Below are 24,721 nucleotides of genomic sequence, written 5' to 3'. Positions count from 1 at the left end.
GGCCGGAGGGGAGCCGCGGTCACCCCGCCGGGCCGGACGCGTCCACCGGACCGGGCGGGCCCGCCGCCATCGCCGCCAGGGCGGCGGCGGCCGCTCCGGTCCTCGGGTGGTCGTCACCGAAGATCCGCCGGGCGAGCGCGAGGGCCGTGCGTCCGGCCGGCACCGCCCGTTCGGCGTCCCCCAGCCGGTGGTACGCGGCCGCGAGGACCTCGCAGTGCAGCAGGTACCGGGGGTGGTCCTCGCCGAAGGTCCACCTCGCGGCGAGGAAGAGCCCGTCCAGCACCTCGTAGACGGCGGCGTGCTCGGCGGCCATCCTCACCGCGCGCGCCAGCGTCAGGTCGGCGTGGAACCCCTGGGAGTCCAGGTCGTCCTCCCCGAGGACCCGCCGGCACCCGGCCAGTGCCTCCGCGAGCGGCGCCTCCGCCGCCCTGACATCACCGGCCTGGAGGTACGCGCAGCCCAGGCCTCGCTGGAGGGCGATCGTCTCCCCGTGGTCGTCCCCGAGGACGCGCCGGGCGTCGGACAGCACCTGCGTGTACAGGGGAACCGCCCGTTCGAGGTCGCCGATCTCGGCACGGGCGTCGGCGAGCAGCCGGACCACGGGCACCGCGCCGGGGTGGCCGGGGCCGAGGAGGCGCCGGGCATCGGCGGCGGCCCGCTCGGCCAGGGGGAGGGCCCGCAGGGTGTCGTGCGACGCGAGGTGGGCGGCCGCGAGGTTGTGACGGGACGCCAGGGTGTCCGGGTGGTCCTCGCCGAGGACCCGGCGGCGGTCGTCGAGGTTCCGCTCCAGCAGGGCGACCGCCCGCTCGGAGTCGCCCGCCTCACCCACCGCGCAGGCGAGGTTGTTCCGCGTGGACAGCGTGGTCGGGTGGTCCTCACCCAGCACGCGGAGGCTGATGTCCAGGGTCTGTTCCAGCAGGGCGCACGCCCGCCGGGTGTCGCCGACCAGCCCGCAGGCGACGGCCAGGTTGTTCCGGTTGTGCAGGGTGTTCGGATGATCCGGACCGAGGGCCACCAGCAGGCCGGCGAGGTTCTGCTCCAGGAGCGCGATCGCCCGGAGCACGTCGCCGGAGTCGGAGTAGGCGGAGGCGAGGGCCTCACCGCAGACCATCGTGTTCGGGTGGTCCCGGCCGAGGACCCGCTGGTAGTCGGCGAGGTTGCGTTCGAGGAGGGCGACGGCCCGCTCGACCTCACCTGTGTTCTTCAACCAGGTGAGCGCGAGGTTGGTCCGCGCCCGCAGGGTCGCCACGTGGTCCTCGCCGAGGACGCGGCGCATGGCGGCGACGGTCTGCTCGAACAGGGGCACGGCCTGGCCCGCGTCACCTGCCACGCGCAGGGCGTCGGCGAGGTTGTGGGTGCAGATCAGGGTGCTGGGGTCGTCCGGCCCGGCCAGGCGCCGGAAGCCGTCGCCGGCCCGGCGCAGGTGGGCGATCCCGGTCCCGAGGTCGCCGCGGAGGCGGGCGAAGACGCCGGCCTGGTTGAGGAGGCCTGCGGTGTGCAGGTTGTCGGTGTCGGCCGCGGCGTGCTCGGCCAGGGCGGCGACGTGGCCGGACAGGCGCTGCCACCCCGCCCAGGTGCGCACCTCCGTCGGCGTGCCGGGCATCGCCGCGACCAGCAGTGCGGTGGCCTGCGTGCGCGCCCTGGCGACCGCGTCCGGCGTGCGGTGCGGATCCTCGGGGTCGGGCGTCCGGGCGAGTGCCTGGACCAGCCGGTGGACCGTCAGGCGGGGCTCGGACCCACCACCGGCGTGGTCCCCGGGCTCGCGCGTGATCATGCTGTAGGCCGCGAGGCGGCCGAGTGCGTGCGTCAGCTCCGCCTCGTCCGCCAGGCCGTCGAGCAGTCCACGGTCGATCGCGTCCGGGGCGAACCAGGCCAGCACCCGCAGGACCTCCGCGGCCAGCGGGGTGCCGGCGAGGCGGTCGAGCGTGACGCGCCACACCCGGGCGATCGTGCGCCCCGGGTCGGTGCCCTCGTCGCCCCGGGCGTACACCGCGGCCGGGTGTTCGGCGATCAGACGGACGTAGTCGCGGCCGGACAGGCCGGTCTGCGCGAGGTAGGCACCCGCCTGGACGACGGCCAGCGGGAGGAAGCCCAGCGCCGCGCACACCTCCCGACCGCCGTCCGGGCCGCCCGGCCCGGCCTTCGCGCTCGCGCCGAGCAGCCGGATCGCGTCCTCGGCCGTCAACGACCCGAGGGACTGCTCGCCCGCCCCGATCCGGTGCCAGCCGACCGTGCTGCGGCTGGTGACCAGGATCCGGCCCCCGCCCCCGACCGCGGCCAGCAGCGGGGCGACGTCCTCGGCGGTCTCCGCGTTGTCGAGCACCACCAGCCAGTCCCGGTGTTCCGACAGCCAGGCGACGGCCCGCTCGACCAGCGCCTCGGACGGCAGGACGGCCAGCGAGGGTTCGAGTGCGAGGGCGAACCTGCGCAGGCCCGCCGCGATCCCCGCCGGATCGTCGGCCGTGATCCACACGATCTGGCGGTACCGGTGCGCGGACGTCAGCGCGTGGTGCGCGGCCAGGGCGCTCTTGCCCACCCCGCCGAGCCCGTGCACCACGTGCACCACGGCCCCCGGCCCGGCGGCCAGGGCGCGCTCGATCCGGGACAGCTCCCCGGCGCGTCCGACGAACAGCGGCACCGGTCCGGGCATCCCCACCGGCGCCGCGGTCGGCGGGACTTCGGCCACCGCGCGCAGCGCGGGGAACCGCGTGACGGTGATCGGCGAATGGTCCCCCGTGGTGATCTGCCCGTAGTTCGGCCCGCCGACCGCCACCGACCTGGCGCCTGCGGCGACCACGCGGATGCCGGGCCCCGGCACCGCCTGGCTCATCGCGGCCCCGCTCCGGACAGCCCATCCCCCTCGGGCACGACGATTCCCCCTCCACCGCGGCGGCCCATGGCCGTACTCCCAGCAGCGTAGCCGCGAACCCCGCGCCGGAGGGGTGTCCTGCACGGCCTCGGCCGGCGCGGCACCGCTCCGCCCTGCGACCGCCCTGCCGCCCCACCGCCCCACCGCCCCACCGCCCTACCGCCCTACCGCCCTACCGCCCGGGATGCTCGACGAGTTCCGTCCGGTGCACCAGCGCGACGGCCCGGCCGTCCAGAAGGACCAGCGCCGCGTCGTGGCCGGCGCCGACGGAGGCCCGGGCGACGGACAGCGGCTGGCCGATGCCGACGGTCGGCAGGGGCGGGGCCAGCAGTCCGCCGACCTGGCCCACCAGGCTGTCCGGCTTGGCGCGGCCGTCGGCGAGCGCGCCCTCGACGGCCGCCGTGGAGAGCGAGCCGACGACCTCCGTGGCGCTGACCCCGTACGGGCGCGCCCGGCGGGGCAGCACCACGGGCGCGACGCCACCGGGCACGGCGCGCAGCACCGGAAGGGCGTCGGCGAGCGGGGCGTCCGCGGCGACGGTGGGCAGCCGTCCGACCGTACGGGGGACGGCGTCCAGCACCGCGCGCACCGTCCGCTCGCTGTCGGTGGCCGTCCTCGGCTCCTCCAGGAAGCCCCACTGCCGCAGCCAGTCGTCGCTGAACACCTTGGAGAGGTAGGACCGGCCGGAGTCGGGAAGCAGCACCACGACCAGGTCCTCCGGGCCGAGGCCGCGCGCCACCCGCAGGGCGGCCGCCACCGCCGTGCCCGAGGACGGGCCGGCCAGCAGTCCCTCCTCGCGGGCGAGGCGGCGGGCGGTCAGCAGGGACTCCCGGTCCGGGATCCGTTCGAAGCGGTCCACGACCTCGCGGTGGAAGGAGTCCGGCCAGAGGTCCTCCGCCGTGCCCGGGTGGAGGAAGTGGCCGATGCTCTCGACGAAGTACGGGCTGCCGTCGCCCCCGGCGTAGAGCGAGGCCTCCGGGTCCGCCCCGACCACGGTGACGGCGCCGCCCGAGACCTGCTTGAGGTGGGCGCCGGTGCCGCTGATGGTGCCGCCGGTGCCGACCCCCGCCACGAAGTGGGTGACCCGGCCGGCGGTCTGCTCCCAGATCTCGGGGCCGGTGGTCCGGACGTGCGCGTCGGGATTGGCGGGATTGTCGTACTGGTTGGCGAGCCAGGCACCGGGGATCTCCTCCGCGAGCCGGCTCACCACGTTGAAGAGGTGGTCCGGGTGCTCGCGGGGCACGGTGGTCGGCGCCGTCACGACCTCCGCGCCGTAGGCCCGGAGGATGTCCGACTTCTCCGGCGCGGAACGGTCCGACACTCCGGCGATCACGCGGTAGCCGCGCCGGCGGCCGACGATCGTCAGACCGATCCCGGTGTTGCCGGACGTCGCCTCGACGATCGTCCCGCCGGGGCGCAGCAGGCCGTCCCGCTCGGCCGCCAGCACCATGGACAGGGCGGCCCGGTCCTTGACGCTCCCACCGATGTTGAGGAACTCAGCCTTGGCGTACACGGGGGCGGCGATCCCCGCGCCGAGCCGGGCGAGCCGGAACAGCGGCGTGCCACCGATCGCGTCGACCACCGATTCGTGTACCGCCATGGCGGATCTCCTTCCGGGCTGGGCAGAGCAGTCGACAAGGAGAACGATCCGGCCGCGCCCGCCGTTTCGGGCTCCCGGCCTCGCGCGCACGACGCCCGCACGGGCACGACGGGCACGACGGGCACGACGGGCACGACGCCCGCGCGGGCACGACGGGCGCTCACATGCACGACAGCACGTTCCGGCAGGCCGACGGCGAGGTCGTGCACGGGCCGGCCACCCCCGCGCAGCCGGTGTTCGAGACCCGGGTGCGCGACGGCCGGCTGGAGGCCCGGTTCCCCGGCGCCCCCGCCGACACGGCCGTCCGGGGGCCGGACGGCCGTGTCGGCGGGGCCGGTCACGCTTCCTGGGCGTCGAGCCAGCTCAGCAGGACGGCCCGATCGGCCGGTGTGCCCGACACGGTGGCCGGGTCCCGCGCCCACCGGCGGATCCGCTGCACGGTCTCGTGGTCGAGGTCCAGGTAGAGCCGCCAGTGCGCGTACGGATGGCAGTTCGGGTGACTCGGCTCCTCGCAGTCCTGGCAGTGGGTGAAGAAGGCGTCCACCATGCGGTACACGATCTCGTCGGACATGGACGGGGCACTTCCTCACTCTCCGGATGCGGACCGCCGGCCTGCTCCGGCCCGGCGGCGGGCTCCTTTCCAGGGTGCGTGGTCCGGTCGCCGCAACAGGCGGTGCGAACGGCCCGTACGAACGGGACCAAGGTCCCGGTCGGCCCGTGCCGCACCCGGGAAGCCCCGACCCGGAAACCCCCGGCCCCGAGAACGGCGGAGCCCCCGGGCACGGCGGAGGCCCGGTACCCGTGGGGGTGGGTACCGGGCCGTTCGTGGGCGCGGGGTCGGCCGCCGCCCGTCTGGGGTCAGCCGCGTCCGGAGGACTTCTGGGTGCGGCGGGAGACCGAGTCGAGCACCACGGCGGCGAGCAGGACCGCGCCGGTGATCATGTACTGGATGGCCTGCGCGGCGTGGACCATGTCCAGACCGGTGGTGATCGACTGGATGACCAGGATGCCGAGCAGCGCCGACCAGGTCTTGCCGCGCCCGCCGAAGAGGCTGGTGCCGCCGATGACGGCCGCCGCGATGGCGCTCATCAGGACGTTGCCGCCACCGAGCGTCTTGTCGGCGGAGCCCTGCTGCGAGGCGATGAAGAGGCCGCCGAGGCCGGCCAGACCGGCCGAGATCATGAACACCGAGATGCGGACCCGGGCGACGTTGATGCCAGCCCGGCGGGCCGCCTCGATGCCGCCGCCGACGGCGAAGATCTGACGGCCGTACGAGGTGCGGCGCAGCACGAAGTCGGTCAGCACGACCACGCCCAGCAGGATGACCAGGGGCAGCGGCAGGCCGCGGTCCTGGTTGAGCGTGTAGGCGCCGGCCAGGGCGAGCACGGCGAGGGCGCCGGTGCGCAGCGCGATCTCGCTGGTGCTGCGGGCGGGCAGGCCGGCCTCGGTGCGGCGGCGGGCGTCCAGGAGCTGCCCGGCCAGGAAGACGGCTATCGCGACGAGGGCGAGCAGCCAGGCGTAGAGGATGTCGCCGTCGCCGATGAAGTACGTGTCGAGGTTGGCGACGAGGCCGTCGTTGATGTTGTTGACGGTGCCGAGCTTGCCGAGCACGTAGTCCTGCAGACCGCTCCAGGCGAGCATGCCGGCGAGGGTGACGACGAAGGCGGGCACGCCGATCTTGGCGAAGAAGAAGCCGTGCAGGGCGCCCATGGCGACCGCGACGCCGATGGCGAGCAGGACCGCCAGGCCCTCGTTGAGGCCTTCGCGCACCGCCAGGACGGAGGTGACGGCCGCACAGACGCCGGCGACGGAGCCGAGCGAGAGGTCGATCTCGCCGAGCAGCAGGACGAACACCACGCCGACGGCGATGAGGCCGGGACCGGCGATCCACTTGGTGATGTTGGTCAGGTTGTCGGCCTGGAGGAAGTGGCCGGTGACGCTCTGGAAGATGGCGGCGATCAGGATCAGGCCGATGACGACCGGGAGCGAGCCCAGGTCACCGCTCTTGATCTTGCGCTGGAACTCCTCCAGGTAGCCGGCGAGGCCTCCCTGGCGGACCAGGAGCCGGGGATCCGTGGCCGGTGCGGCGGGCTGGGTCGGGGTGGTCTGGCTGGTGCTCACTTCGCTTCCTCCGCGATGCGTGCCTGGCGCCGGGTGACGGCGTTGTCGGTGGCGCCGGTGATGGCGGAGATGATCTCCTCGTGCGAGGTCCCGGCCACCGGGAAGACCCCGTTGTTGCGGCCCAGGCGCAGGACGGCGACGGTGTCGGCGACCGCCTTGACGTCCGCCATGTTGTGGCTGATCAGGATCACGCCGAGGCCGCGCTCGCGCAGCCGCTCGACCAGGTCGAGGACCTGCGCGGTCTGCTCGACACCGAGGGCGGCGGTCGGCTCGTCGAGGATGACGATCTTGGGGTCGCCGACCAGCGCACGGGCGATGGCGACGACCTGGCGCTGACCGCCGGACAGCGCGGCGATCGGGATCCGCACGCTGGGGATCCGGATCGAGAGGGTGTCCAGCAGCTCCTTGGCGCGCCGCTCCATGGCGACCTCGTCCAGCGTGCCGTGGCGGCGCAGCTCACGGCCGAGGAAGAGGTTGGCGACGACGTCGAGGTTGTCGCAGAGCGCGAGGTCCTGGTAGACGGTGGCGACACCGAGTGCCTGGGCGTCCTGGGGGCGGCCGATGCGCACGGCACGGCCCTCCCAGCTGATGGTGCCCTCGTCGATCGGGTGGACGCCGGCGATCGTCTTGACCAGGGTCGACTTGCCGGCGCCGTTGTCGCCGACCAGCGCGACGACTTCGCCGGCGTGGACGTCGAGGTCGACGTCGGTGAGTGCCTGGACGGCGCCGAAGCGCTTGGAGACCTCGCGCAGCGCCAGTACGGGTGCGCCCGTCACGTGAACCATCTCCTGCGGGGTAGTGCGTGGGGTGGGTGGGGTCGAGCGGGGCCGTGGGCCGGCGCTCCCCGGGTGAACGGGGAGCGCCGTGGCCACTTCGCCCGGCCGGCGCGTTACTTGATGCCGGCGGCGGTGCAGGCGGCGGCGAAGTCCGCGGTGCAGATGTCCGCGGCCTTGTAGAGGCCGTCGGCGATCACGGTGTCGTTGATGTTCGCCTTGGTGACGACCTTGGGCTCCAGCAGCTTGGCCGGGATGCCCTTGTCGGTGTCGCTGTCCACGGTGGCGGAGGCGACGCCCTTGATGTCCTTGCCCTGGAGCAGGTTGACGGCGAGTTCGGCGGCGCTCTCGGCGAGCGGCTTGTACGCCTTGTAGATGGTGTAGGCCTGGTCGCCCGCCACGATGCGCTGCACGGCGTCGAGGCCGGCGTCCTGGCCGCCGACCGGCACGCTGATGCCGGCGGACTTCAGCTGGGTGACGATGGCGCCCGCCATGCCGTCGTTGGCGGAGTAAACGGCCTGGAAGCCGTCCTTGCCGAACTGGGTGATGGCGGCGCCGATCTTCTGGCCCGCCACGGTGGGCTTCCACTCACCGGACTGCTCGTAGACGACCTTCTTGACCTTGCCGTCCAGCGCCTTGTGCGCACCCGACTTGAACTTGGCGGCGTTCGGGTCGGCCTCGTCACCGTTGATCATGACGATGTTGGCGTCCGCGGCCTTGGCGCCGAGCGCGTCCAGCAGGGCCTGACCCTGGAGCTCGCCGACCTTCTCGTTGTCGAACGAGACGTAGGCCGAGACCGGGCCGGTGGCCAGGCGGTCGTAGGCGATGACCTTGACGCCCTTGTCGGCCGCCTCCTTCACCCAGGACTGGGTGGACTTGGCGTCGAAGGCGTCCAGCACGATCACCTTCACGCCCTGGGCGATCAGGGTGTCGAACTGCTGCTTCTGCTTGGCGGCGCTGCCCTCGGCGTTGCTGTACTGCACCTTGCAGTCCGGGCAGAGGGACTTGACCTTCGCCTCGATGAACGGCCGGTCGAAGGACTCGTAACGCGTGGAGGAGGCGTTCTCCGGAAGCAGCAGGCCGATGGACTTGGTGTCGCCGGAGCTCGCGCTGTCCTTCTTGTCGCCGCCGGCCTTGCCACAGGCGGCCATGGACAGGGCCATCGAGACCGCGGCGGTGCCGATGACGAGGCGACGCGTCATTGCGTTCATGTGGGGGGTGCCTCCCTGACGGTGCCGCAACACTGCGGCGGGGTGGGAGGAGTTAATCCGTCGCCGCGGCATGACGTCAATAAGTAAATCCAAGACCTGGCCAGTCGAGGGCTATTCGTTATCTTCATGAACACCTATCCGCGATTGAAACTTGGAGGAACCTCCGAGTACCAAACTGGCAGTGCATGACAGAACGGACGAATCGACACGCCAAACGGTCGTGACCTGGTACGGACCTGAGCGGACCCGAACAGGTCGAAGCAGAACCGGAGCATCACATCACCCCCGCACCGCCTCCACAATTTCTTGACACGGACAGGGCAAGTCGGATCTTGTGTTCAAGAGTTTGATCGGAGGGCGGTGAATGGCGGCGCAACCGCCTCAGCCGACGGCGATCTCGCGCGCCCCGCGGGCACGGTAACGGCCCGGGGTCGTGCCGAAGAGACGGCTGAAAGCGTGCGAGAGGGCGTACGGCGTGCTGTAGCCGACCCGGCGGGCGATCGCGTCCAGCGGGTCGTCGGTCTGCCGGAGCAGGGAGGCGGCACGGGTCATCCGCCACCAGGTGAGGTAGGCCATCGGCGGCCGGCCGACCAGGGCGGTGAAGCGGCGGGTGAGCGTCGCGCGCGACACCCCGGCCTCGGCGGCGAGGTCGTCGGCGCTCCAGGCGCGGGCCGGGTCCTCGTGCACCGCGCGCAGAGCGGCGGCCACCACCGGGTCGCCGAGGGCCGCCGGCCAGCGGGCGCCGGTCGGCGGCTCCGGCGCCCCGGTCGCAGGCCCCGGCGGGCCGGCCGAGGCCGGGACAGCGTCCGGGCCCGGCTCCCGCGTCAGCCAGGCCCGCACCATGTACACCAACAGCAGGTCGATCAGGCTCGGCACCGCCAGCGCCGCGCCGGCCTGGTCCGCTCCCAGCTCGCCGCCCAACAGGTCGACGGCCGAGCGCAGTTGAGGGTGGCTTCCGACCCGGTTCGGCAGATGGACGACATCCGGCAGCTCGCGCATCAGCGGGTGCGTGCGGCTGTGGTCCAGCCGGTACTTCCCACAGAGCAACTCGGCCACGGGAGCACCCGGTTCGGCACTGCCCATGGGTGGCGACGCCGGGGGCGGCACCGGCCGGCCGGGTCCGAGGAGACGGTCGATCGGCACCGCCCGCTCGGCCTCGGCCGGCTCCAGCGGCTCGCTCGCGATCACGTGGCCCGTGCCGTGCGGCAGCAGCACCGCGTCACCGGCACCGAGGCTGACGGGCGCGCCGCCGTCCGGCAGCAGCCAGCAGCCGCCCTCCAGTACGACGTGGAACCCCGCCCCGTCGTACCCGGGAATCCGGGTGCACCACCGGCCCGCCACCCGCAGCCGGTTGGAGGAGGGCCGTCCGATCCGCACGGCCGAAATCGCGTCACTGACCACGTCCATGAGCCCATGCTAGCCCGCGCGGAGCGGCACTGAGCCGATCGCGTATCGAAGTGAGCAGAACAGGTATTGAGCCACTCAATCTGCTCCTCCTAGGCTCTGGAGCAGCGGGGGACGAGAGAGCGCCGCCGGAGCTTGTGGGGAGAGGGATCATGGAACGGATCGTGCTCGGGGACGCCGAGATCATCAGGGTCGTGGAGTGGCAGGGGCCGTTCGCGCCGGCCCAGGCCATCGTGCCCGGGTTGGCGGCGACCGCCTGGAAGGAGAACGAGGACTGGCTGGCGCCCGACCACTGGGATCCGTCGACCGACAGCTACGTGGCCGCGCTGCAGACCTGGGTGATCCGCCACAAGGGCCGTACCGTCCTGGTGGACACCGGCGTCGGCAACGGGCGCGAGCGCCCGCACACCCCGCAGTTCCACCAGCGGCAGGGCGACTTCCCCGCCCGGCTCGCCGCGGCGGGCGTGCGGCCGGAGGAGGTCGACGTGGTGGTCAACACCCACCTGCACGCCGACCACGTCGGCTGGAACACCGTTGACCGGGACGGCGCCTGGGTGCCGGCCTTCCCCAACGCCGTGTACCTCATGCCGGCCGCCGACCACGCCGCACTGGCCGCCGACGCGGCCGACGGCGCCCCGCTCCCGGCGGCCGGCACCGAGGCCGAACGCGGCCGCAGGGAGGACCGCCGGCTGATGTACGCCGACAGCATCCTCCCGGTCGAGCGGGCCGGGCAGGCGGTGCTGTGGGAGGACACCCACCGGATCGACGACGGGCTGACCCTGGAGACGGCGCCCGGCCACAGCCCCGGATCCTCGGTGCTGCGGCTCGCCTCGCACGGCGAACGGGCCGTCTTCGTCGGCGACTTGCTGCACAGCCCGGTGCAGCTCCTGCACCCCTCCAGCAACAGCTGCTTCTGCGAGGACCCGGCGCAGGCCGCCGCCAGCCGACTGCGCGTCCTCGAACGGGCGTCCGACGAGCGGGAGTTGGTCATCCCGGCACACTTCGGAGGCTCCGGGGCCGCCGAAGTCCGGCGCACCGGTTCAGGGTTCGCCGTCTCCCGCTGGGCGGCCTGACCCCCGCAACCGGCCGGCCCCGGGGCTGCGAGATCGTGGCGGCCGACGCCGGGGCGGCCGGATCGGGGCGGCCCGGCCCGGCACGGGGGTCCGGGCCGGGCCGTCCCCCTACTACCGCCGCCGCATCGCGTCGACCACCCGGGCGAGGTCCTGCTCGGCGACGTCCGGGTGGGCGAGCAGGACGTCCCGGACGGCACCGAGGACCGGGCCGCCGCCCGCCAGGGCGAGGTCCTTCGCCGCCAGCCGGACGGGGAAGTCGGAGTCCGTGCTCCGGGCGCGTGCCACCGCACCACCCAGCGGCCCCCGGGAGAGCGCACCGAGCGTCAGCTCCTCCGGCAGGCCCAGGGAGTCGGCGAGCGCGAGCGCCTCGCCGATCACCGCGACTCCCCCGACCATCGCGCTGATCAGTACGAGCTTGAGGGCGGCACCCGCACCGGGGCCGCCGCAGCGGACCACGGTGCCGAGGACGTCGAGCACGGGCTGCACCCGGTCGAGGTCCTCCGGCCGCCCACCGGCCAGCACGGTCAGCTGACCGGAGGCCGCCGGGCCGACACTGCCCAGCACCGGGGCGTCCACCATGGCCACACCGTCCGGAAGCCGGCGGCGCAGGGCGGCGGTGGCGTCCGGGCCGATGGACGACATGTCGGTCCAGAGTGCCCCGGCCGCCAGCTCCGCCGCGAACCGGTCGGCCACCGACTCGACCGCCGCCGGGTCGGCCAGCATGGTGATGACGAGGCCGGCCCCCTGCACGGCCTCGGCGGGGGAGGATGCGGCGTCCAGACCCTCGGTCCTGGCGGGACTGCGGTTCCACACCGTCAACGGGTGTCCGGCGGCGGCGAGTCGACGGGCCATCGGCAGGCCCATCCGGCCCAGCCCGAGAAATGCGATCTTTTCCATGCCGTCCACGCTAGAAAGGGATCATCCAGGCGACAAGCGAATGTCTCGCATGGTAGCCATGCGGAATGGACATGGCCTGGTTCGAAGTCTTCCGCACCGCCGCCCGCTCGGGCTCGTTCACCGCCGCCGGGGAGCGACTCGGGTTCACGCAGTCGGCGATCTCCCGTCAGATCTCCACCCTGGAGGCCGAGCTCGGGGTGGTGCTGTTCGACCGGCTGGCGCGCGGCGTCCGCCTCACCGAGCAGGGCCGCACCCTGCTGCCGCACGCGGACGCGATGCTCGACCGGCTCGACGGCACCCGGCGCGAGCTGGCCGCCCTGGCCGGGCTGAACCACGGCCGGCTGCGGGTCGGCGCCTTCGACAGTGCCAACGCCGCCCTGGTCCCGGGCACACTGGCGGCCTTCAGGGACGCACACCCCCGGGTCTCGATCTCGCTCACGGAAGGGCTCTCGGCCGCGCTGCTCGACCGGCTGCGGGACGGCGAGATCGATCTCGCCGTGGTCGTCGGGTATCCCGAACAGCCTTACGACGGCGATGCGTTCGACCTCCGGCCGCTGGCCGAGGACGCCGTCCTGGTGGCCCTCCCCCACGACCATCCGCTGGCCGCCCGGAGCCGGCTGCGGCTGTCCGAACTGGCCGGGGAGAGCTGGATCGCCGGCAGCCGACAGGCCGAATCCACCCTGCTGTCCGCCTGTCTCCGCAGCGGCTTCCGGCCGCGCGTCGAGTACGAGGTGGCGGGCTGGACGGCCAAGCTGGGCCTGGTCTCCGCCGGGCTCGGGCCGACGCTCATCCCCTCGCTGGCCGCCCGCGCCGCGCGACCCGACGTGGCCCTCGTCGCCCTGCACCCCGAGGACACCCCCGTCCGTCTGGTGCAGACCGCCACCCGTCGCGGCCAGTCCGTACCACCGGCCGCCGCCGCCTTCCTCGACCTGCTCCGAACGGCGGCGGAGGCAGCGCCCCCGCCGGCAGCAACCCCGCAGGCGGCGAAACCGCGGTGAGGCCGGGCCTCGACCGGCGCGGGTCCGGGTGAGCAGACCTTCAAGTCGGCGCGGCCTCCGTGAAACGCTGACCGGCATGGACGCAGCGTCGAACGATCAGGCCGTGCGGAGCTTTCTGTCGACGATCCGGGTCGGTGACCTCTGCAGCGGGGTGGCGACGGAGATCTCCCGCTCTCACGGGGTGGCGGTGACGTTGGACGGGTTCCCCACGAAACCACTGGGATCGGTCGGCCCCTCGGATCTGCCCTGGGGGCGGGCACGGACCGAGGACGTGGAGGTCGGCCGGCGGATCACCGCCGAGGTGATCGCCGTCGACCCGGACGAGGGCCGGGTCCGGCGGCGGAGAGTGGTCCTCTCGCGACGGCAGGCCCCGTCCGGTCCCGCCGTTCCGTTCTGAGCGCCCCGGGACAAGCACCGCTGCCCCGGGTGGCGTGAGCGGCCCGTCGGCGGCGGCCTCCCGACCGGGCCGGCCGCCGACTGCGCGAAGTCCGGCTACGCCCGGTCCACGCGTACCCCGCCGAGCAGACCCCAGGCGTCCACCCGGACGGTCGGGCCGCCGGGCTCGGTCGGCCCGTCGTCGCTGACCCCGCCCAGTCGCAGGCCGCCCACCTGCACGCGCACGTTCGGCCGGACGGTGAGGTGCACGCCACCGATCAGGCTCAGCTTGGTGATCCGCAGCTCGGCGCCGTCCGGGAGGTCCACGTCGGTCAGGTCGATGTCGGCGCCGCCGATCAGCGAGGCCGTCACCGTCCGCTCGTGGACGGTCGCCCCGGCCAGCTTGTGGCCGCCGATGATGCTCACCCGGAGGTCGGTGCGGTCGCGGTCCTGCTCGATGCTCTTCGTCATGCCCCATACGCTAGGGCCCCCGCCACCAGGCCCGGAAGTGCGTCAGGGCCCGCCATTCCTGTGACAGTTGTCATCTCCGGAGCCTGCACGGAGACTCCACGGAGCATCCCCGGAGCCCCGGCGCCGACGCGCCCCCAGCGCGGGGCGGGCACCCTCGACGGGGCGGCCGCTACGGCGGCGTCCCGTCCCTGATCCGGAACGCTTCGGTGGCGCCGGTGAGTTCGAGCATCCGCAGCACCAGGGGGCGGGGCCGGGCCAGTTCGATCCGGCTGCCGACGGCCTCGGCCCGGGCCCTGGCGCGCAGCATCGCGTTCAGACCGGTCGAGTCGCAGAACTCCAGGCCCCCGCAGTCGAGCACGACGACGGTGGCGGGACCGGCCAGCGCGGCGTCGAGGGCGGCCTCCACCGAACCGGCGGTGTCCAGGTCAAGCTCACCACGGAGGGTGAGCACCGTCCCTTCGGCCCACGGCCGCGTCTCGATCGTGATCCCGCCCGGTTCGACCGCCGGGCCGGTGTTCTTCGGCGTGTGACGGTTCATGGGCTCGGCTCCTCCCGCCCGCGCCTGCCGGATCCTTCCACGATAGGCCCGTTCGGCCGGTCCGGCGGCCGGTCGCCGCAGGGCACCGACCGCGGTGACGCCCCGACCCCGAGGAGTCGCCGGACCGGCCCTGCGACGACCGCCGCACGGTCCGTCCGGTTTCGCCGTGGTTCGCCGCCGGTCACCCGGGTAGACGCGACGCAGGGAGATCCGGCCCGGCCGTACCCGCGACCGGAAGGGCCGGCGGGCCGGGAACCCCGGGAGGAGACCGCCATGCCCCGAGGATCGAGCCCCAAGCGGGAACGGCAGTACGAACACATCAAGGAGAGCGCGCTCGACCGCGGCGAGAGCAGGGAGCGGGCCGAGGAGATCGCCGCCCGGACGGTGAACAAGGAACGGGCCCGCCACGGCGAGTCGAAGACCGCCAGCCGCTCCTCCACGCACGACGTCTCCTCCGGGCGGCGGGGCGGCCGGCGCTCGCACCAGGGCGCCCAGGGGCCCACTTACGACCAGCTGTACAACGAGGCCAAGCACCGCAACATCAAGGGCCGTTCGAAGATGAACAAGCGCGAGCTGGAGCACGCCCTGGGACGCTGACCCACGCCTGAAGCAGCACGCCGGACACTCGGACCCACGCCGGACGCCCGACCGGCCGGACGGTCCCGGCCCGCGCGTCGCCCTGCGTCGGCGTTTGCCCGGGCCCTGCCCGGATACACGCCGGGTCAGCAAGCCCGCGTTCCCGTCGCCGGAGCGGCCGGATCCGTCCGGGACACCGGAGCGACCGGCACGGACGCGCCGCGCACGGGAGGCGATGGCCATGACGACCCAGGAGTCCGGCGGCCCGGCCGCCACCCCCGAGCAGACCCGGACACAGCCCCGGACGGGCCGGCAGGAATCGCCGGAGGAGCGGGCCGACCGGCGCTGGAGCGAAATGCTCCAGGAGGTCCGGGTGGCGCAGACCGGCTCGCAGATCCTGTTCGGCTTCCTGCTGAGCGTCGCCTTCATGCCCCGTTTCGCCGAACTCGGCGCCTTCGACCGCGGGCTCTACGTGGTGGCGGTCGTCCTGGGCGCCCTGGCCACGGCCGCGCTGACCGCGCCCGTCTCGTACCACCGGGTGCTGGCCGGCCGCCGGCTCAAGCCCCAGCTGGTGGACGGCGCGGCACGGCTGGTCGGGGCCGGGCTGGTGTTGCTGGCCCTCGCCGTCGGCTCCGCCCTGCTGCTCCTGCTGCGGGTCGCCACCGGCGCGGCGGCCGCCGCGGGGATCGCCGCGGGCGTGATGCTGTGGTTCGCCACCTGTTGGCTGTTCCTTCCCGTCCACGCGCTGCGCCACTACCTCGCGAACGGCCACGGGAACACGAGCGGGCACGCGAACGCGAGCGCGAACGGACACGGACACGGCCACGCGAACGCGAACGGGCAGGACCGCGGTCACCACCGGCCCTGACCCCCTGCCCGACGCCGGCCCCACCGCTGCCCGTCAGCCCCACCACTGTTCGGGGACGACGTCCCCCTCGTCCGCCCGGGCGGCCGCCGCCGGGGCCGGGCCGGGACCGGACGTCACCAGCAGCCCGTCCCTCCCGGCCTCGGCGACCTGGTAGCCGGACTCGCGCAGCACCACGGCGACCGCCCCGCTCACCGCCGCCCGGATGCCGTCGTCGGGCGACTGCCCGTCAACGGGCACGGGCGAAGGCCCGGGCGAACGGGCGGGCGTCGGCGCGGGGGTCCAGCCGACCACCACACCCTGTGGCCGGTGGCCGATCCGCAGGCCCGACGGGCCCTTCCCGGTGTCGAACCCGGCGCGGGCCAGGGTCGCGGTCACGTCCTCGAAGAGTTCCCGGTGATCCACCATTGGCGCAGCGTAGGCCTGCGAACGCGCCCTCCCGGCGCACGGCGCGCGCCGAAACGGTTCAGCGCCCCGTCAACAGCACCCGGGCGCACCACAGCCGGTCCCACCGGCGGCCGATCGGCCCCCACACCCCCCGGACGGCCCGACACGAGCGGCCGTCAGGGCCGATGGACGTGCACAGGCGGCCCCCTGCCGACAGCATGACAGAGTAAGCGCCCCATCACTTTGAGCAACGTGGCCAGCGGATCGGCGGATCCGCGCGCCGGCGAACCCGGCGGCCCCGTATCGAGAGGTCCCATGATCACATCAATCCGCCGGCCGGCAGCTCCGCAGGCGGGCTCCGCGGTCGGTACGCAGCGGACGCCGGGGAGCCCGTCGTGACAGCCGACCAGCAGTCGCGCCGGGGACCGAGCACCAGCACGCGTGCGGCGCCCGCGAACAAGGCCGAGGCCCTCGCCGACTGGGCCGACGGCCGGCTCGGCATCTACGCGCTGGCCAAGTCCAACATCCGCAAGATCTTCCCGGACCACTGGTCCTTCATGCTGGGCGAGATCTGCCTGTACACCTTCATCATCATCATCCTGACGGGCGTCTGGCTGACCCTCTTCTTCAAGCCCTCCATGGGCGAGGTGATCTACGAGGGGCAGTACCTCCCGCTCCGGGGCATCCAGATGTCCGAGGCCTACCGCTCGACGGTCAACATCAGCTTCGACATCCGCGGCGGACTGCTGATGCGGCAGATCCACCACTGGTCCGCGATCGTGTTCGTCGCGGCCATGCTGGTGCACATGATGCGCGTCTTCTTCACCGGCGCGTTCCGCAAGCCCCGCGAGATCAACTGGCTCTTCGGTGCCGGTCTGCTCATCCTCGGCATGTTCGACGGCTTCATGGGCTACTCGCTGCCCGACGACCTGCTCTCCGGCACCGGCATCCGGTTCATGGAGGGCGCGATCCTGGCCGTGCCGATCGTCGGCACGTACCTGATGTTCTTCCTCTTCGGCAGCCAGTTCCCCGGCGTCGACATCGTGCCGCGGCTGTTCACCGTGCACGTCCTGCTGATCCCGGGGATCATGCTGGGCCTGCTGGTGGCCCACCTGATCCTGGTCTTCTACCACAAGCACACCCAGTTCTCGGGGCCCGGGCGCACCGAGCAGAACGTCGTCGGCATGCCGTTGATGCCGGTCTACATGGCGAAGGCGGGCGGGTTCTTCTTCCTGGTGTTCGGCGTCGTCGCCGTGATGTCGGCGATCGCCACCGTCAACCCGATCTGGCTGTACGGCCCGTACCGCCCGGACCAGGTCACGACGGACGCGCAGCCCGACTGGTACATGGGCTTCTCCGAGGGCCTGATCCGGATCATGCCGGGCTGGGAGATCGGCCTGTGGGGCCACACCCTGAACCTCGGGGTCTTCATCCCGCTGATGATCTTCCCGCTGGTACTGGTGGCGGTCTGGGGCTACCCGTTCATCGAGGCCTGGGTCACCGGGGACCGGGGCGAGCACCACATCGCGGACCGCCCGCGCAACGCGCCGGTGCGGACCGCCTACGGCGCCGCCTGGGTCGGCCTCTACCTGCTCCTGCTGGCCGGCGGCGGCAACGACCTGCTCGCCACGCACTTCGAGCTGTCGATCAACACGATCACCAATGCCGTCCGGGTCGGCTTCTTCGTCGTTCCGGTGGTGGTCTTCGTGATCACCAAGCGGTGGTGCCTGGGCCTCCAGCGGCGCGACAAGGAGAAGGTGCTGCACGGCCGGGAGACCGGTGTCATCAACCGGCTGCAGCACGGCGAGTTCGTCGAGGTGCACGCGCCGCTGCCGCAGGAGCGGTTGTACACGCTCACCTCGCACGCGCAGCCGCAGCCGATCGAACTGCCGGCCGAGGTGGACGAGAACGGGGTGGCCCGCAAGGTCGGCCTGTTCACGCGCATTCGGGCCCAGCTCTCGCGCGGCTTCTACGGCCAGGGCAGCCAGATCTCCAAGCCCACCGCCGAGGAGCACGAGGAGATCACCAGCGGCCACGGCCACCACTGATCCGCCGATCCACCGATCGGCCGATCCACCGATCCGTCGATCCGTCGATCCGCTGATCCACGGCCGCCCGCAGGACGCAAACAGGGCCCGCCACGCCGCATCGCGCGTGGCGGGCCCTGTCCGGTCTCCGGCCGTTCCGCCCGGGTCGCCCCGGCGGGTCCCGTTCCCGCCCGGTCAGCCGCGCAGGGCTGCGGGCACCGCCGCGCAGAGCGCGGCCGCGAGGGTCACACCGACGCAGACGGCGGCCCAGCGCGCACAGATCCGGCGGCATTCGCTGCGGTAGCGGGCCGCCAGCTGTTGGCACCGCTCCACGGCCCGGTCGACCACGTCCTCGGCGTAGCGCAGGCGGTCCGCCGTGTAGGCCTGTTCGAGGCCCTCCCGCTCGCCGGGCGAGAGCCAGGGGAACCGGTCGGCGAAGGCCCGGGCGTCCCGTTCGGCGGCCGACACCTCGGCCTCCCAGGCGAGATAGCCCTCCAGGCGGGCGATCTCCAGCTTGGCGTCCACCCGGCCCCTCGCCCGGCCGTTGAGCCGCCGGGCCTTCTCTACGGCCCGCCCGGCTCCGCCGTCCGCCCGGCCGCCCACCCGGGCCCGCGCCGCTCCGGCGCCCTTGCCCGACCGGGCGCCCCGTGCCCTCGGCGGGCGCTGTCTGCCACCCATGACCGCTCCTTGTCCAGCACCCGGGCACCGCGGCGAGCAGCACTGCGGCAGCGGCGCGCACCTGTCGAGATCGGCCGGCCGGACCCGCCCAGGGGGCCCGCAGCGCAACCACGCAACTACTATCAGTGACCACCCGGGAAGCATGGGCCGACTCGCCGGACCGCGGCCTCCGGAACGGCTCCGACCTGCGGGAACGAGGCGCCGGCCACCCCGGGGCGCGGCGCGCGCGAACGGCTCGGCGCACCGCCCGGACAGGGGGCGCCCGCCGGACGGAAGGCGCCCCGCCGGAGCGGTGACACCCTGCAAGATCGTCGGCACGCTCCGCGCACGAGCCTGTACGATCGGCGACCGAGGCGGCGCTCTGCCCGGCCGCCGGCCCGGCCTGCCCCGGTCCCCCGGGGCGCGAACCAGGAGGTCAGCCATGCCCGACGCCGGTCGGTTCAGCGAGTTGGGCGAGCAGGGCTCGCAGGCCGTCATGGAGGCGGCCGCGGTGCTGGAGCGGGAGCTGGCCGCCGGGCTGGCCGACGCCAAGGCGACCGGCGACCGGCTCACCGGCGAACACCGGGTCGATCCGGAGGAGTTCGGCCGCCTGGTGCAGCGGGTGTCGGAGAACACCCACCAGCTGATCGACGCCGTCAGTGACCGGCTGCTCGGCAACACCGGCGGCGAGGCTGCGGAGCACACCCGGCGGCTCGCCGACAACGCGCACGACGTCATCGACCTGCTGCTCAACCTGAGCACCCTCGCCCCCGGCTTCGCCAACCGGTCGATGCAGGAGACCTTCGGCCCGCGGCAGAGCCCGGCCGAGCACCCCGACGGGGCCGAAGGCCACCAGGGGTGACGGCCCCGGCGCCACCGCTCCCCGGCGGGGAAGAGCTGGTCGAACGGGTCCTGGCCCGGTACCGGGAGCGGACGGTGGCGGCGCTGCTGCGCCACATCCCCGAGCAGAGCCCGCCGTACCTGTACGAGCTGGCCGCCGACTACCCGGCCCGGCCGTGCAAAGGGCTGCGGTCCGCGCTCTGTCTGGCCACCTGCGCCGCGTTCGGCGGCCGCCCGCAGCGCGCGCTCAACCCGGCGGTGACGGTCGAGCTGTTCCACAACGCGTTCCTGATCCACGACGACATCCAGGACGGCAGCGAGCTGCGCCGCGGCGAGCCCACGCTCTCCGCCGCCTACGGGGTCGAGGTCGCGCTGAACGTCGGCAACGCGACCAACCTGCTCGGGCTGCAACGGCTGATGGCCAACCGGCGGGAGCTGGGCGGCGAGCTGGCCTGGCGGTTGTTCGAGGAGACCGAGCTGATGTGCCGCCAGTCGCTGGAGGGCCAGGCGATGGAGATCGCCTGGATCCGCGACAACGCCTGCACGCTGGCGCCCGCCGACTACTACCGGATGTGCCTCAAGAAGACGTCCTGGTACACCTTCCTCTACCCGTGCCGGACCGGCCTGCTGGTCGCCGAGGGCGCGGAAACCGACGCCGCCCGGCTGGACCGGTTCGGCTGGTACCTCGGTGCGGCCTACCAGATCCAGGACGACGTGCTCAACCTGGTCGGTACCCTGGCCGACTACGGCAAGGAGATCGCCGGGGACCTCTGGGAGGGCAAGCGCACCCTGATGCTGATCCACCTGCTGGAGCGCTGCACCCCCGCCGAACGCGCCCGCGCCGAGCACTACCTGCACGGCACCCGGGCACAGCGCGGCCCCGGCGCCGCGGAGGACGTCCGCTGGCTGCTCGACCGGATGTCGGCGTACGACTGCGTGGAGAGCGCCCGGGAGGCCGCCGCCGGGCTGGTCGCCGCCGCCGACCGGGAGATCGCCGAGGTGCTGGCAGCCGCTCCCCCGCCGGACGTTCCGTCCGGGGAGGCCGCCGAGGCCCGGGACTTCCTGCTCGCCCTGCCCGCCTTCGTGGTAGCTCGGGCGAGCTGACCTCCGGTCCGAGTACGCTGCCCAGCGCGGGACCTGAGCATCCGTCCGCTGAGCCGCGCGGCGCCTGGCGGCGAGGAGAGAGGCGTGACCGAGGCCGCTTCCCGGCGCCACCCGGAGCGGTGGCGTGCGCCGACGGTCTCGTGCGGGGTCAGGCGAAGGCCGAGGGACGTCCGAGGGCGACCAGGTGGTGGTCCTTGGTGCCGACGTAGATCCGGCCCTTGTCGGTGGCCGGGACGGAGAACTTGCTGACCGTGCCGAGCGGGAAGGAGCGGCGCAGCCTGAGTGTGCCGCCCACCGGCACCGGGTCGTAGGCGCGCAGTTCGCCGCCCTCGCCGTACTGGCCGGTGCCGGACCAGATGACCCAGACCAGGGCGGAGCCGGACCGGGTGCCGTCGGAGGTGACGACGGGTGAGCCGGACATCTTGAGGAAGTCCTCGGCACTGGTGCCGGCGCTGGTCAGCTGCGGGGTGCCGGAGGCGGTGACGGAGTACTTGAGGGCGCGCAGTTTGCCGAAGTTCTCGACGGTGTAGACGTAGCCGCCGTCGCCGCCCCAGACCGCCGGGTGGCCCCAGACCCCGCCGTGGGGACCGGTGATGCCGACGGCCTTGTCGGTGCCGCCGGGGCCCTGGCCCATGCCGCCGAGGTCGTCGCGGTCGAGCAGGAAGATCCGGCCGTCCTTGCCGACCTGGACGAGCAGCCGGGGGTGGGCGGGGGTGCCGAAGACGTCGGTGGGGAGGGCGACCGGGCCGCCGGAGCCGAGGTCGGTGTCCTTCTTGTCGAGGGTGGCGTTGTTGGAGGGGCTGAAGAAGTCCTTCGGGGTGAAGGTGCCGTCGCCGTTGACGGCGAAGCGGATCACCGATTCGCCGAGTCCGCCGGGCGGCTTGTTGCCGGGGCCCTGGGCGGGTGAGGCGCCGGCGCCCTGGCCGTTGGCGGTGGCGAGGATGATCCGGCCGGGGCCGTCGGAGACGAGGCCGCTGCCGGCCATCCAGATGGAGGCCCGCTGGGTGTCGGAACCGGCCACCGTGGACCAGAGGGTGAGTTTGCGGGTCGCGGTGTCCAGGCCGGCCAGGGTGCCGATGTAGTCGCCGATGCCGCAGAGCGAGCCGAAGCCGAAGTAGAGGTGGCCGTCGAGGAGCAGCAGCCCGGGGCGCTGGAGCGAGCGGTAGGCGTTGAACGGCTTTCCGGGGGCGTTGACCGGGTCGCCCTGGACGGTGACCGGCCAGCCGCTGCGCTCGGCGCCGCTCCGGGCGTCGACGGCGTGCACGTAGTAGTGCGGGTGCTTGTCGTCGGGCCCGTCGTTGACCTTGCTGGTGAGGTAGACGGTGCCGGTGGCCGGGTCGTACACCGGGGTGGAGGTGGTGCCGACGTTGGGACCGGGGTCGGAGCAGCCGATGGCGGCGGAGGGCCAGGCCGGGCCGTTCTCCCGGTGCCAGGTGATCTTCCCGGTGTTGGCGTTGATCCCGTAGACGTGGTTGGTCTCGGTGGCGACGACCACGGTCGGGCCGATGACCAGCGGCTGGGCGAAGACCTGGCCGTCGAGGGCGGTGGAGAAGCGGACGCCGAAGTCGGACTTGGCGACCTCGTCGGGCCCGAGTCCGGGTTCGTCGCGGTCCCAGGCGGTGCGCTCGGTGGTGACGGAGACGGTGGTGACGTCGGCGCGGGCGGTGGCTGCCGGGGCCAGCAGGGCGAGGCCCGTGAGCAGGGCTGCGGCCCGGGCGGGGCGTCTGTTGGTTCGGTTCATGGCGCCCATGGTTCGGTGGCGGGGTCGGGGCCACCAGCGGGGTGGTCCACTCGGCCGTCGGCCGTTCGACGCGTTCCGCCCTCCGGCGGGGGTCTGTTGATCTATGGTCGTCGCGGCACGCGCCACCGGGCGCGCGACGGGAGAGGCGGACGAACAGTGCGATTCGCAGTCATCGGCACAGGCATGGTCGGGCAGACGCTCGCGGACAAACTGGTGGCGCTGGGCCACGAGGTGATGCTGGGTTCCCGGACCAAGGACAACGAGAAGGCCGTCGCCTGGGCGGAGCAGGCCGGCCCGAACGGGCACCACGGCACCTTCGCGGACGCCGCCGGGTTCGGGGAGGTGGTGCTGAACGCGACCTCCGGGACGGTCTCGCTGGCGGCCCTTCGGGCGGCGGGCGCCGATCGGCTGGCCGGGAAGGTCCTCGTGGACGTCTCCAACCCGCTGGTCTTCTCGGCGGAGGGCGAGCTCAGCCTGAACCCGGTGAACACCGACAGCGTGGGCGAGCAGATCCAGCGGGAGTTCCCGCAGGCCCGGGTGGTGAAGGCGCTGAACACGCTGTCCGCGCCGGTGATGGTCGACCCGGGCCGGGTGCCGGGCGAGCACAACCTGTTCGTGGCCGGGGACGACGCCGGTGCGAAGGCCGAAGTGGTGTCCCTGCTGCAGGAGTTCGGCTGGCCGGCCGGGTCGGTGATCGACCTCGGGGGGATCTCCTCCGCCCGGGGCATGGAGATGCTGATGCCGTTCTGGATCCAGCTGATGCGCGCCTTCGGCACGACCGACTTCAACTACTCCTTCAAGCGCGCCGAGTAGCGAGCGCCGGGGAAGCGCAGCGCCCCCGCCCCTCCGTCGGTCCGGTGGAGGGGCGGGGGCGTTCGGCGTCGTGCCTACCGGCGGCCGGTGGAGGCGGGGACGCGCGCGACGGGCTCGTCCTCGACCGGTTCGGGGGCGCCGCCGCCCCGGGCCGGGCCCGGGAGCACGGCGCGGCCCGTGCGGGCGGCCTCGGCGAGCGCCAGCTGCCGGTCGGCCGCGGCCTGGATGGCGTCCTTGTCACCGATCTCGGCGTCCGGCAGCGCGTCCGGCAGCAGGTCCTCGATCAGCCGCAGCGGCCGGTAGGCGAGGCCGAGCAGGCCCCAGAGCGCCAGCACCGCGCCGACCACGACGAGCAGCAGGCCGGCGCCGCGGCCCGGTCCGGTGCCGAGGACCATCCCGACCGAGTCGGCGAGCGCGCCGCCGGGGCGCATCAGCGGCTCGAAGACGTGGTCGGAGAGCGGGCCGGCGGTGAGGAAGCCGAGCGGCATCATCGACATCGCCAGCATCTGGTTGGTGGCCAGTACGCGGCCCTGGAGCTCCATCCCGACCTTGGTCTGGATCAGTGCCATCCAGTGCGAGTTGAGGATCATCAGCGCCGCCCAGAGGACGAAGAGCCCGCAGGCGGTGAGGGCGGCCTGCGGGCGGCTGCCGGTCACGATCGCGGCCAGGCCGACCACCGAGGTGAAGCCGATCATGCCGGTCGCGCGCCGCCGGGTGCCGCCCCACAGGGCCATCACCAGGGCGCCGGTCATGGCGCCGACGCCGCCCACCGCGGTGATCACACCGAGCTGCACGGCCGAGCCGCCGGCCAGCACCATCGGGGTGACCAGCACGGTGGCCACCGCGAAGAGGTAGTTGAACACCACGAAGAAGACCACCATCGCCACCAGGCTGTGCCGGCGCACGATGTAGCGCCAGCCGGTGACCACCTCGCGCAGCAGCGGCTCCTCCTGCTTGTCGAACATCGCGTCCGGGAAGCGGACCAGCAGCAGGCAGGTGACGCCGGTCAGGAAGGTCGCCATGTCGAAGAGCACCACGCCGTGCAGGCCGATCAGCGAGACCAGCACGCCGCCGGCCAGGACGGCCATCATGTCGCCCGCACCGGTGCCGAGTTGGGCCAGGCCGTTGGCCTGGCCGAGGTAGCGCTTCGGTACCAGCTGGGTGATCGCGGCCAGGTAGGCCGGGCGTTGGAAGGCCGAGCAGACCGCGCCGGTGCAGGCCACCAGGTAGATGTGCCAGACCTCCAGCAGGTCGGCCCAGAGAAGCCCGCCGAGCGCGAGCATGCCGGCCGCCGCCACGGTGTCGGTGACGATCATGATCTTCCGGCGGTCGACCCGGTCGGCCAGTGCGCCGGCGATCGGCAGCAGCAGCACGGCCGGCA

General features: G+C 73.5%; 23 protein-coding genes. 9 read left to right on the top strand and 14 right to left on the bottom strand.

The genetic code is table 11. The annotated features are described in order from the left end of the window. Positions 1-19 precede the first annotated feature (19 nt). The 7 genes from J5Y04_RS13010 to J5Y04_RS12980 form a co-directional block, all read right to left on the bottom strand. Positions 20-2,830 carry a tetratricopeptide repeat protein gene (locus tag J5Y04_RS13010; RefSeq protein WP_209412151.1) on the bottom strand — a complete coding sequence of 937 codons (2,811 nt, stop codon included), beginning with the start codon at positions 2,828-2,830 and terminating at the stop codon, positions 20-22. A gap of 211 nt (positions 2,831-3,041) precedes the next feature. Further along, the gene (locus J5Y04_RS13005; protein WP_209412150.1) at positions 3,042-4,469 is read right to left on the bottom strand and encodes a pyridoxal-phosphate dependent enzyme; all 1,428 of its coding nucleotides are present in this window, start codon (positions 4,467-4,469) and stop codon (positions 3,042-3,044) included. Positions 4,470-4,806: 337 nt separating this feature from the next. After that, the gene (locus J5Y04_RS13000) at positions 4,807-5,040 is read right to left on the bottom strand and encodes a hypothetical protein (RefSeq protein WP_209412149.1); all 234 of its coding nucleotides are present in this window, start codon (positions 5,038-5,040) and stop codon (positions 4,807-4,809) included. A gap of 287 nt (positions 5,041-5,327) precedes the next feature. Further along, the gene (locus tag J5Y04_RS12995; protein WP_148646992.1) at positions 5,328-6,590 is read right to left on the bottom strand and encodes a sugar ABC transporter permease; all 1,263 of its coding nucleotides are present in this window, start codon (positions 6,588-6,590) and stop codon (positions 5,328-5,330) included. Beyond that, positions 6,587-7,375: an ATP-binding cassette domain-containing protein gene (locus tag J5Y04_RS12990; RefSeq protein ID WP_148646991.1), complete on the bottom strand. Its 789-nt coding sequence runs from the start codon at positions 7,373-7,375 to the stop codon at positions 6,587-6,589. The genes J5Y04_RS12995 and J5Y04_RS12990 overlap by 4 nt, the downstream gene beginning before the upstream one ends. A gap of 104 nt (positions 7,376-7,479) precedes the next feature. Further along, positions 7,480-8,574: a sugar ABC transporter substrate-binding protein gene (locus J5Y04_RS12985; protein ID WP_209412148.1), complete on the bottom strand. Its 1,095-nt coding sequence runs from the start codon at positions 8,572-8,574 to the stop codon at positions 7,480-7,482. 381 nt (positions 8,575-8,955) lie between these two features. Continuing rightward, complete coding sequence (locus J5Y04_RS12980) at positions 8,956-9,981, bottom strand: AraC family transcriptional regulator (RefSeq protein WP_209412147.1); 1,026 nt, start codon at positions 9,979-9,981, stop codon at positions 8,956-8,958. A gap of 149 nt (positions 9,982-10,130) precedes the next feature. Between J5Y04_RS12980 and J5Y04_RS12975 the strand changes: the two genes are divergently transcribed. After that, on the top strand, positions 10,131-11,051 hold the full coding sequence (locus J5Y04_RS12975) for an MBL fold metallo-hydrolase (protein ID WP_209412146.1): 921 nt from the start codon (positions 10,131-10,133) through the stop codon (positions 11,049-11,051). Positions 11,052-11,162: 111 nt separating this feature from the next. Here the strand turns inward: J5Y04_RS12975 and J5Y04_RS12970 are convergent, their stop codons facing one another. Further along, positions 11,163-11,948 (bottom strand): NAD(P)-dependent oxidoreductase, encoded by a 786-nt coding sequence (locus J5Y04_RS12970; protein ID WP_209412145.1) that lies wholly within the window; start codon positions 11,946-11,948, stop codon positions 11,163-11,165. A 71-nt stretch (positions 11,949-12,019) separates the two neighbouring features. Between J5Y04_RS12970 and J5Y04_RS12965 the strand changes: the two genes are divergently transcribed. Together J5Y04_RS12965 and J5Y04_RS12960 are read left to right on the top strand one after the other, a co-directional pair. Next, positions 12,020-12,946: a LysR family transcriptional regulator gene (locus J5Y04_RS12965; RefSeq protein WP_245204752.1), complete on the top strand. Its 927-nt coding sequence runs from the start codon at positions 12,020-12,022 to the stop codon at positions 12,944-12,946. A 76-nt stretch (positions 12,947-13,022) separates the two neighbouring features. Continuing rightward, positions 13,023-13,343 carry a hypothetical protein gene (locus J5Y04_RS12960; RefSeq protein ID WP_209412143.1) on the top strand — a complete coding sequence of 107 codons (321 nt, stop codon included), beginning with the start codon at positions 13,023-13,025 and terminating at the stop codon, positions 13,341-13,343. 95 nt (positions 13,344-13,438) lie between these two features. Here the strand turns inward: J5Y04_RS12960 and J5Y04_RS12955 are convergent, their stop codons facing one another. Together J5Y04_RS12955 and J5Y04_RS12950 are read right to left on the bottom strand one after the other, a co-directional pair. Continuing rightward, entirely contained in the window at positions 13,439-13,792 is a 354-nt protein-coding gene (locus J5Y04_RS12955) for a hypothetical protein (protein WP_209412142.1), read from the bottom strand. A gap of 169 nt (positions 13,793-13,961) precedes the next feature. After that, complete coding sequence (locus J5Y04_RS12950; protein ID WP_209412141.1) at positions 13,962-14,330, bottom strand: STAS domain-containing protein; 369 nt, start codon at positions 14,328-14,330, stop codon at positions 13,962-13,964. Between the two features lie 273 nt (positions 14,331-14,603). Here J5Y04_RS12950 and J5Y04_RS12945 point away from each other — a divergent pair, with 273 nt between their 5' ends. Beyond that, the gene (locus tag J5Y04_RS12945; RefSeq protein ID WP_209412140.1) at positions 14,604-14,927 is read left to right on the top strand and encodes a plasmid stabilization protein; all 324 of its coding nucleotides are present in this window, start codon (positions 14,604-14,606) and stop codon (positions 14,925-14,927) included. A 220-nt stretch (positions 14,928-15,147) separates the two neighbouring features. Continuing rightward, a complete protein-coding gene (locus J5Y04_RS12940) occupies positions 15,148-15,774 on the top strand; it encodes a DUF6328 family protein (protein ID WP_209412139.1) in 627 nt (208 codons plus the stop codon). 33 nt (positions 15,775-15,807) lie between these two features. Here J5Y04_RS12940 and J5Y04_RS12935 read toward each other — a convergent pair whose 3' ends face one another. After that, entirely contained in the window at positions 15,808-16,179 is a 372-nt protein-coding gene (locus J5Y04_RS12935) for a hypothetical protein (RefSeq protein ID WP_209412138.1), read from the bottom strand. 374 nt (positions 16,180-16,553) lie between these two features. On the opposite strand from J5Y04_RS12935, the gene J5Y04_RS12930 reads away from it, so the two are divergent. Beyond that, positions 16,554-18,206 carry a ubiquinol-cytochrome c reductase cytochrome b subunit gene (locus tag J5Y04_RS12930; RefSeq protein ID WP_209412137.1) on the top strand — a complete coding sequence of 551 codons (1,653 nt, stop codon included), beginning with the start codon at positions 16,554-16,556 and terminating at the stop codon, positions 18,204-18,206. Positions 18,207-18,380: 174 nt separating this feature from the next. Here J5Y04_RS12930 and J5Y04_RS12925 read toward each other — a convergent pair whose 3' ends face one another. Further along, positions 18,381-18,863, bottom strand: coding sequence for a hypothetical protein (locus J5Y04_RS12925; protein ID WP_209412136.1), 483 nt, complete (start codon positions 18,861-18,863; stop codon positions 18,381-18,383). Positions 18,864-19,284: 421 nt separating this feature from the next. Between J5Y04_RS12925 and J5Y04_RS12920 the strand changes: the two genes are divergently transcribed. Both J5Y04_RS12920 and J5Y04_RS12915 read left to right on the top strand, forming a co-directional pair. Beyond that, on the top strand, positions 19,285-19,704 hold the full coding sequence (locus J5Y04_RS12920) for a hypothetical protein (RefSeq protein ID WP_209412135.1): 420 nt from the start codon (positions 19,285-19,287) through the stop codon (positions 19,702-19,704). Further along, positions 19,701-20,786 (top strand): polyprenyl synthetase family protein, encoded by a 1,086-nt coding sequence (locus J5Y04_RS12915; protein WP_209412134.1) that lies wholly within the window; start codon positions 19,701-19,703, stop codon positions 20,784-20,786. The genes J5Y04_RS12920 and J5Y04_RS12915 overlap by 4 nt, the downstream gene beginning before the upstream one ends. A 148-nt stretch (positions 20,787-20,934) precedes the next feature. On the opposite strand, the gene J5Y04_RS12910 is transcribed toward J5Y04_RS12915, so the two are convergent. Continuing rightward, positions 20,935-22,527, bottom strand: coding sequence for a PQQ-binding-like beta-propeller repeat protein (locus J5Y04_RS12910; RefSeq protein ID WP_209412133.1), 1,593 nt, complete (start codon positions 22,525-22,527; stop codon positions 20,935-20,937). A gap of 156 nt (positions 22,528-22,683) precedes the next feature. On the opposite strand from J5Y04_RS12910, the gene J5Y04_RS12905 reads away from it, so the two are divergent. After that, positions 22,684-23,340, top strand: a complete 657-nt coding sequence (locus J5Y04_RS12905) for an NADPH-dependent F420 reductase (RefSeq protein ID WP_209412132.1) — start codon at positions 22,684-22,686, stop codon at positions 23,338-23,340. Between the two features lie 74 nt (positions 23,341-23,414). Here the strand turns inward: J5Y04_RS12905 and J5Y04_RS12900 are convergent. Next, positions 23,415-24,721, bottom strand: a 1,307-nt coding sequence (locus J5Y04_RS12900) for an MFS transporter (RefSeq protein WP_209412131.1), incomplete at its 5' end; no start/stop codon positions are given.

It is taken from the genome of Kitasatospora sp. RG8, assembly GCF_017813315.1.
Lineage (GTDB): Bacteria > Actinomycetota > Actinomycetes > Streptomycetales > Streptomycetaceae > Kitasatospora.
This window is presented reverse-complemented; position numbering and strand designations above follow the sequence as displayed.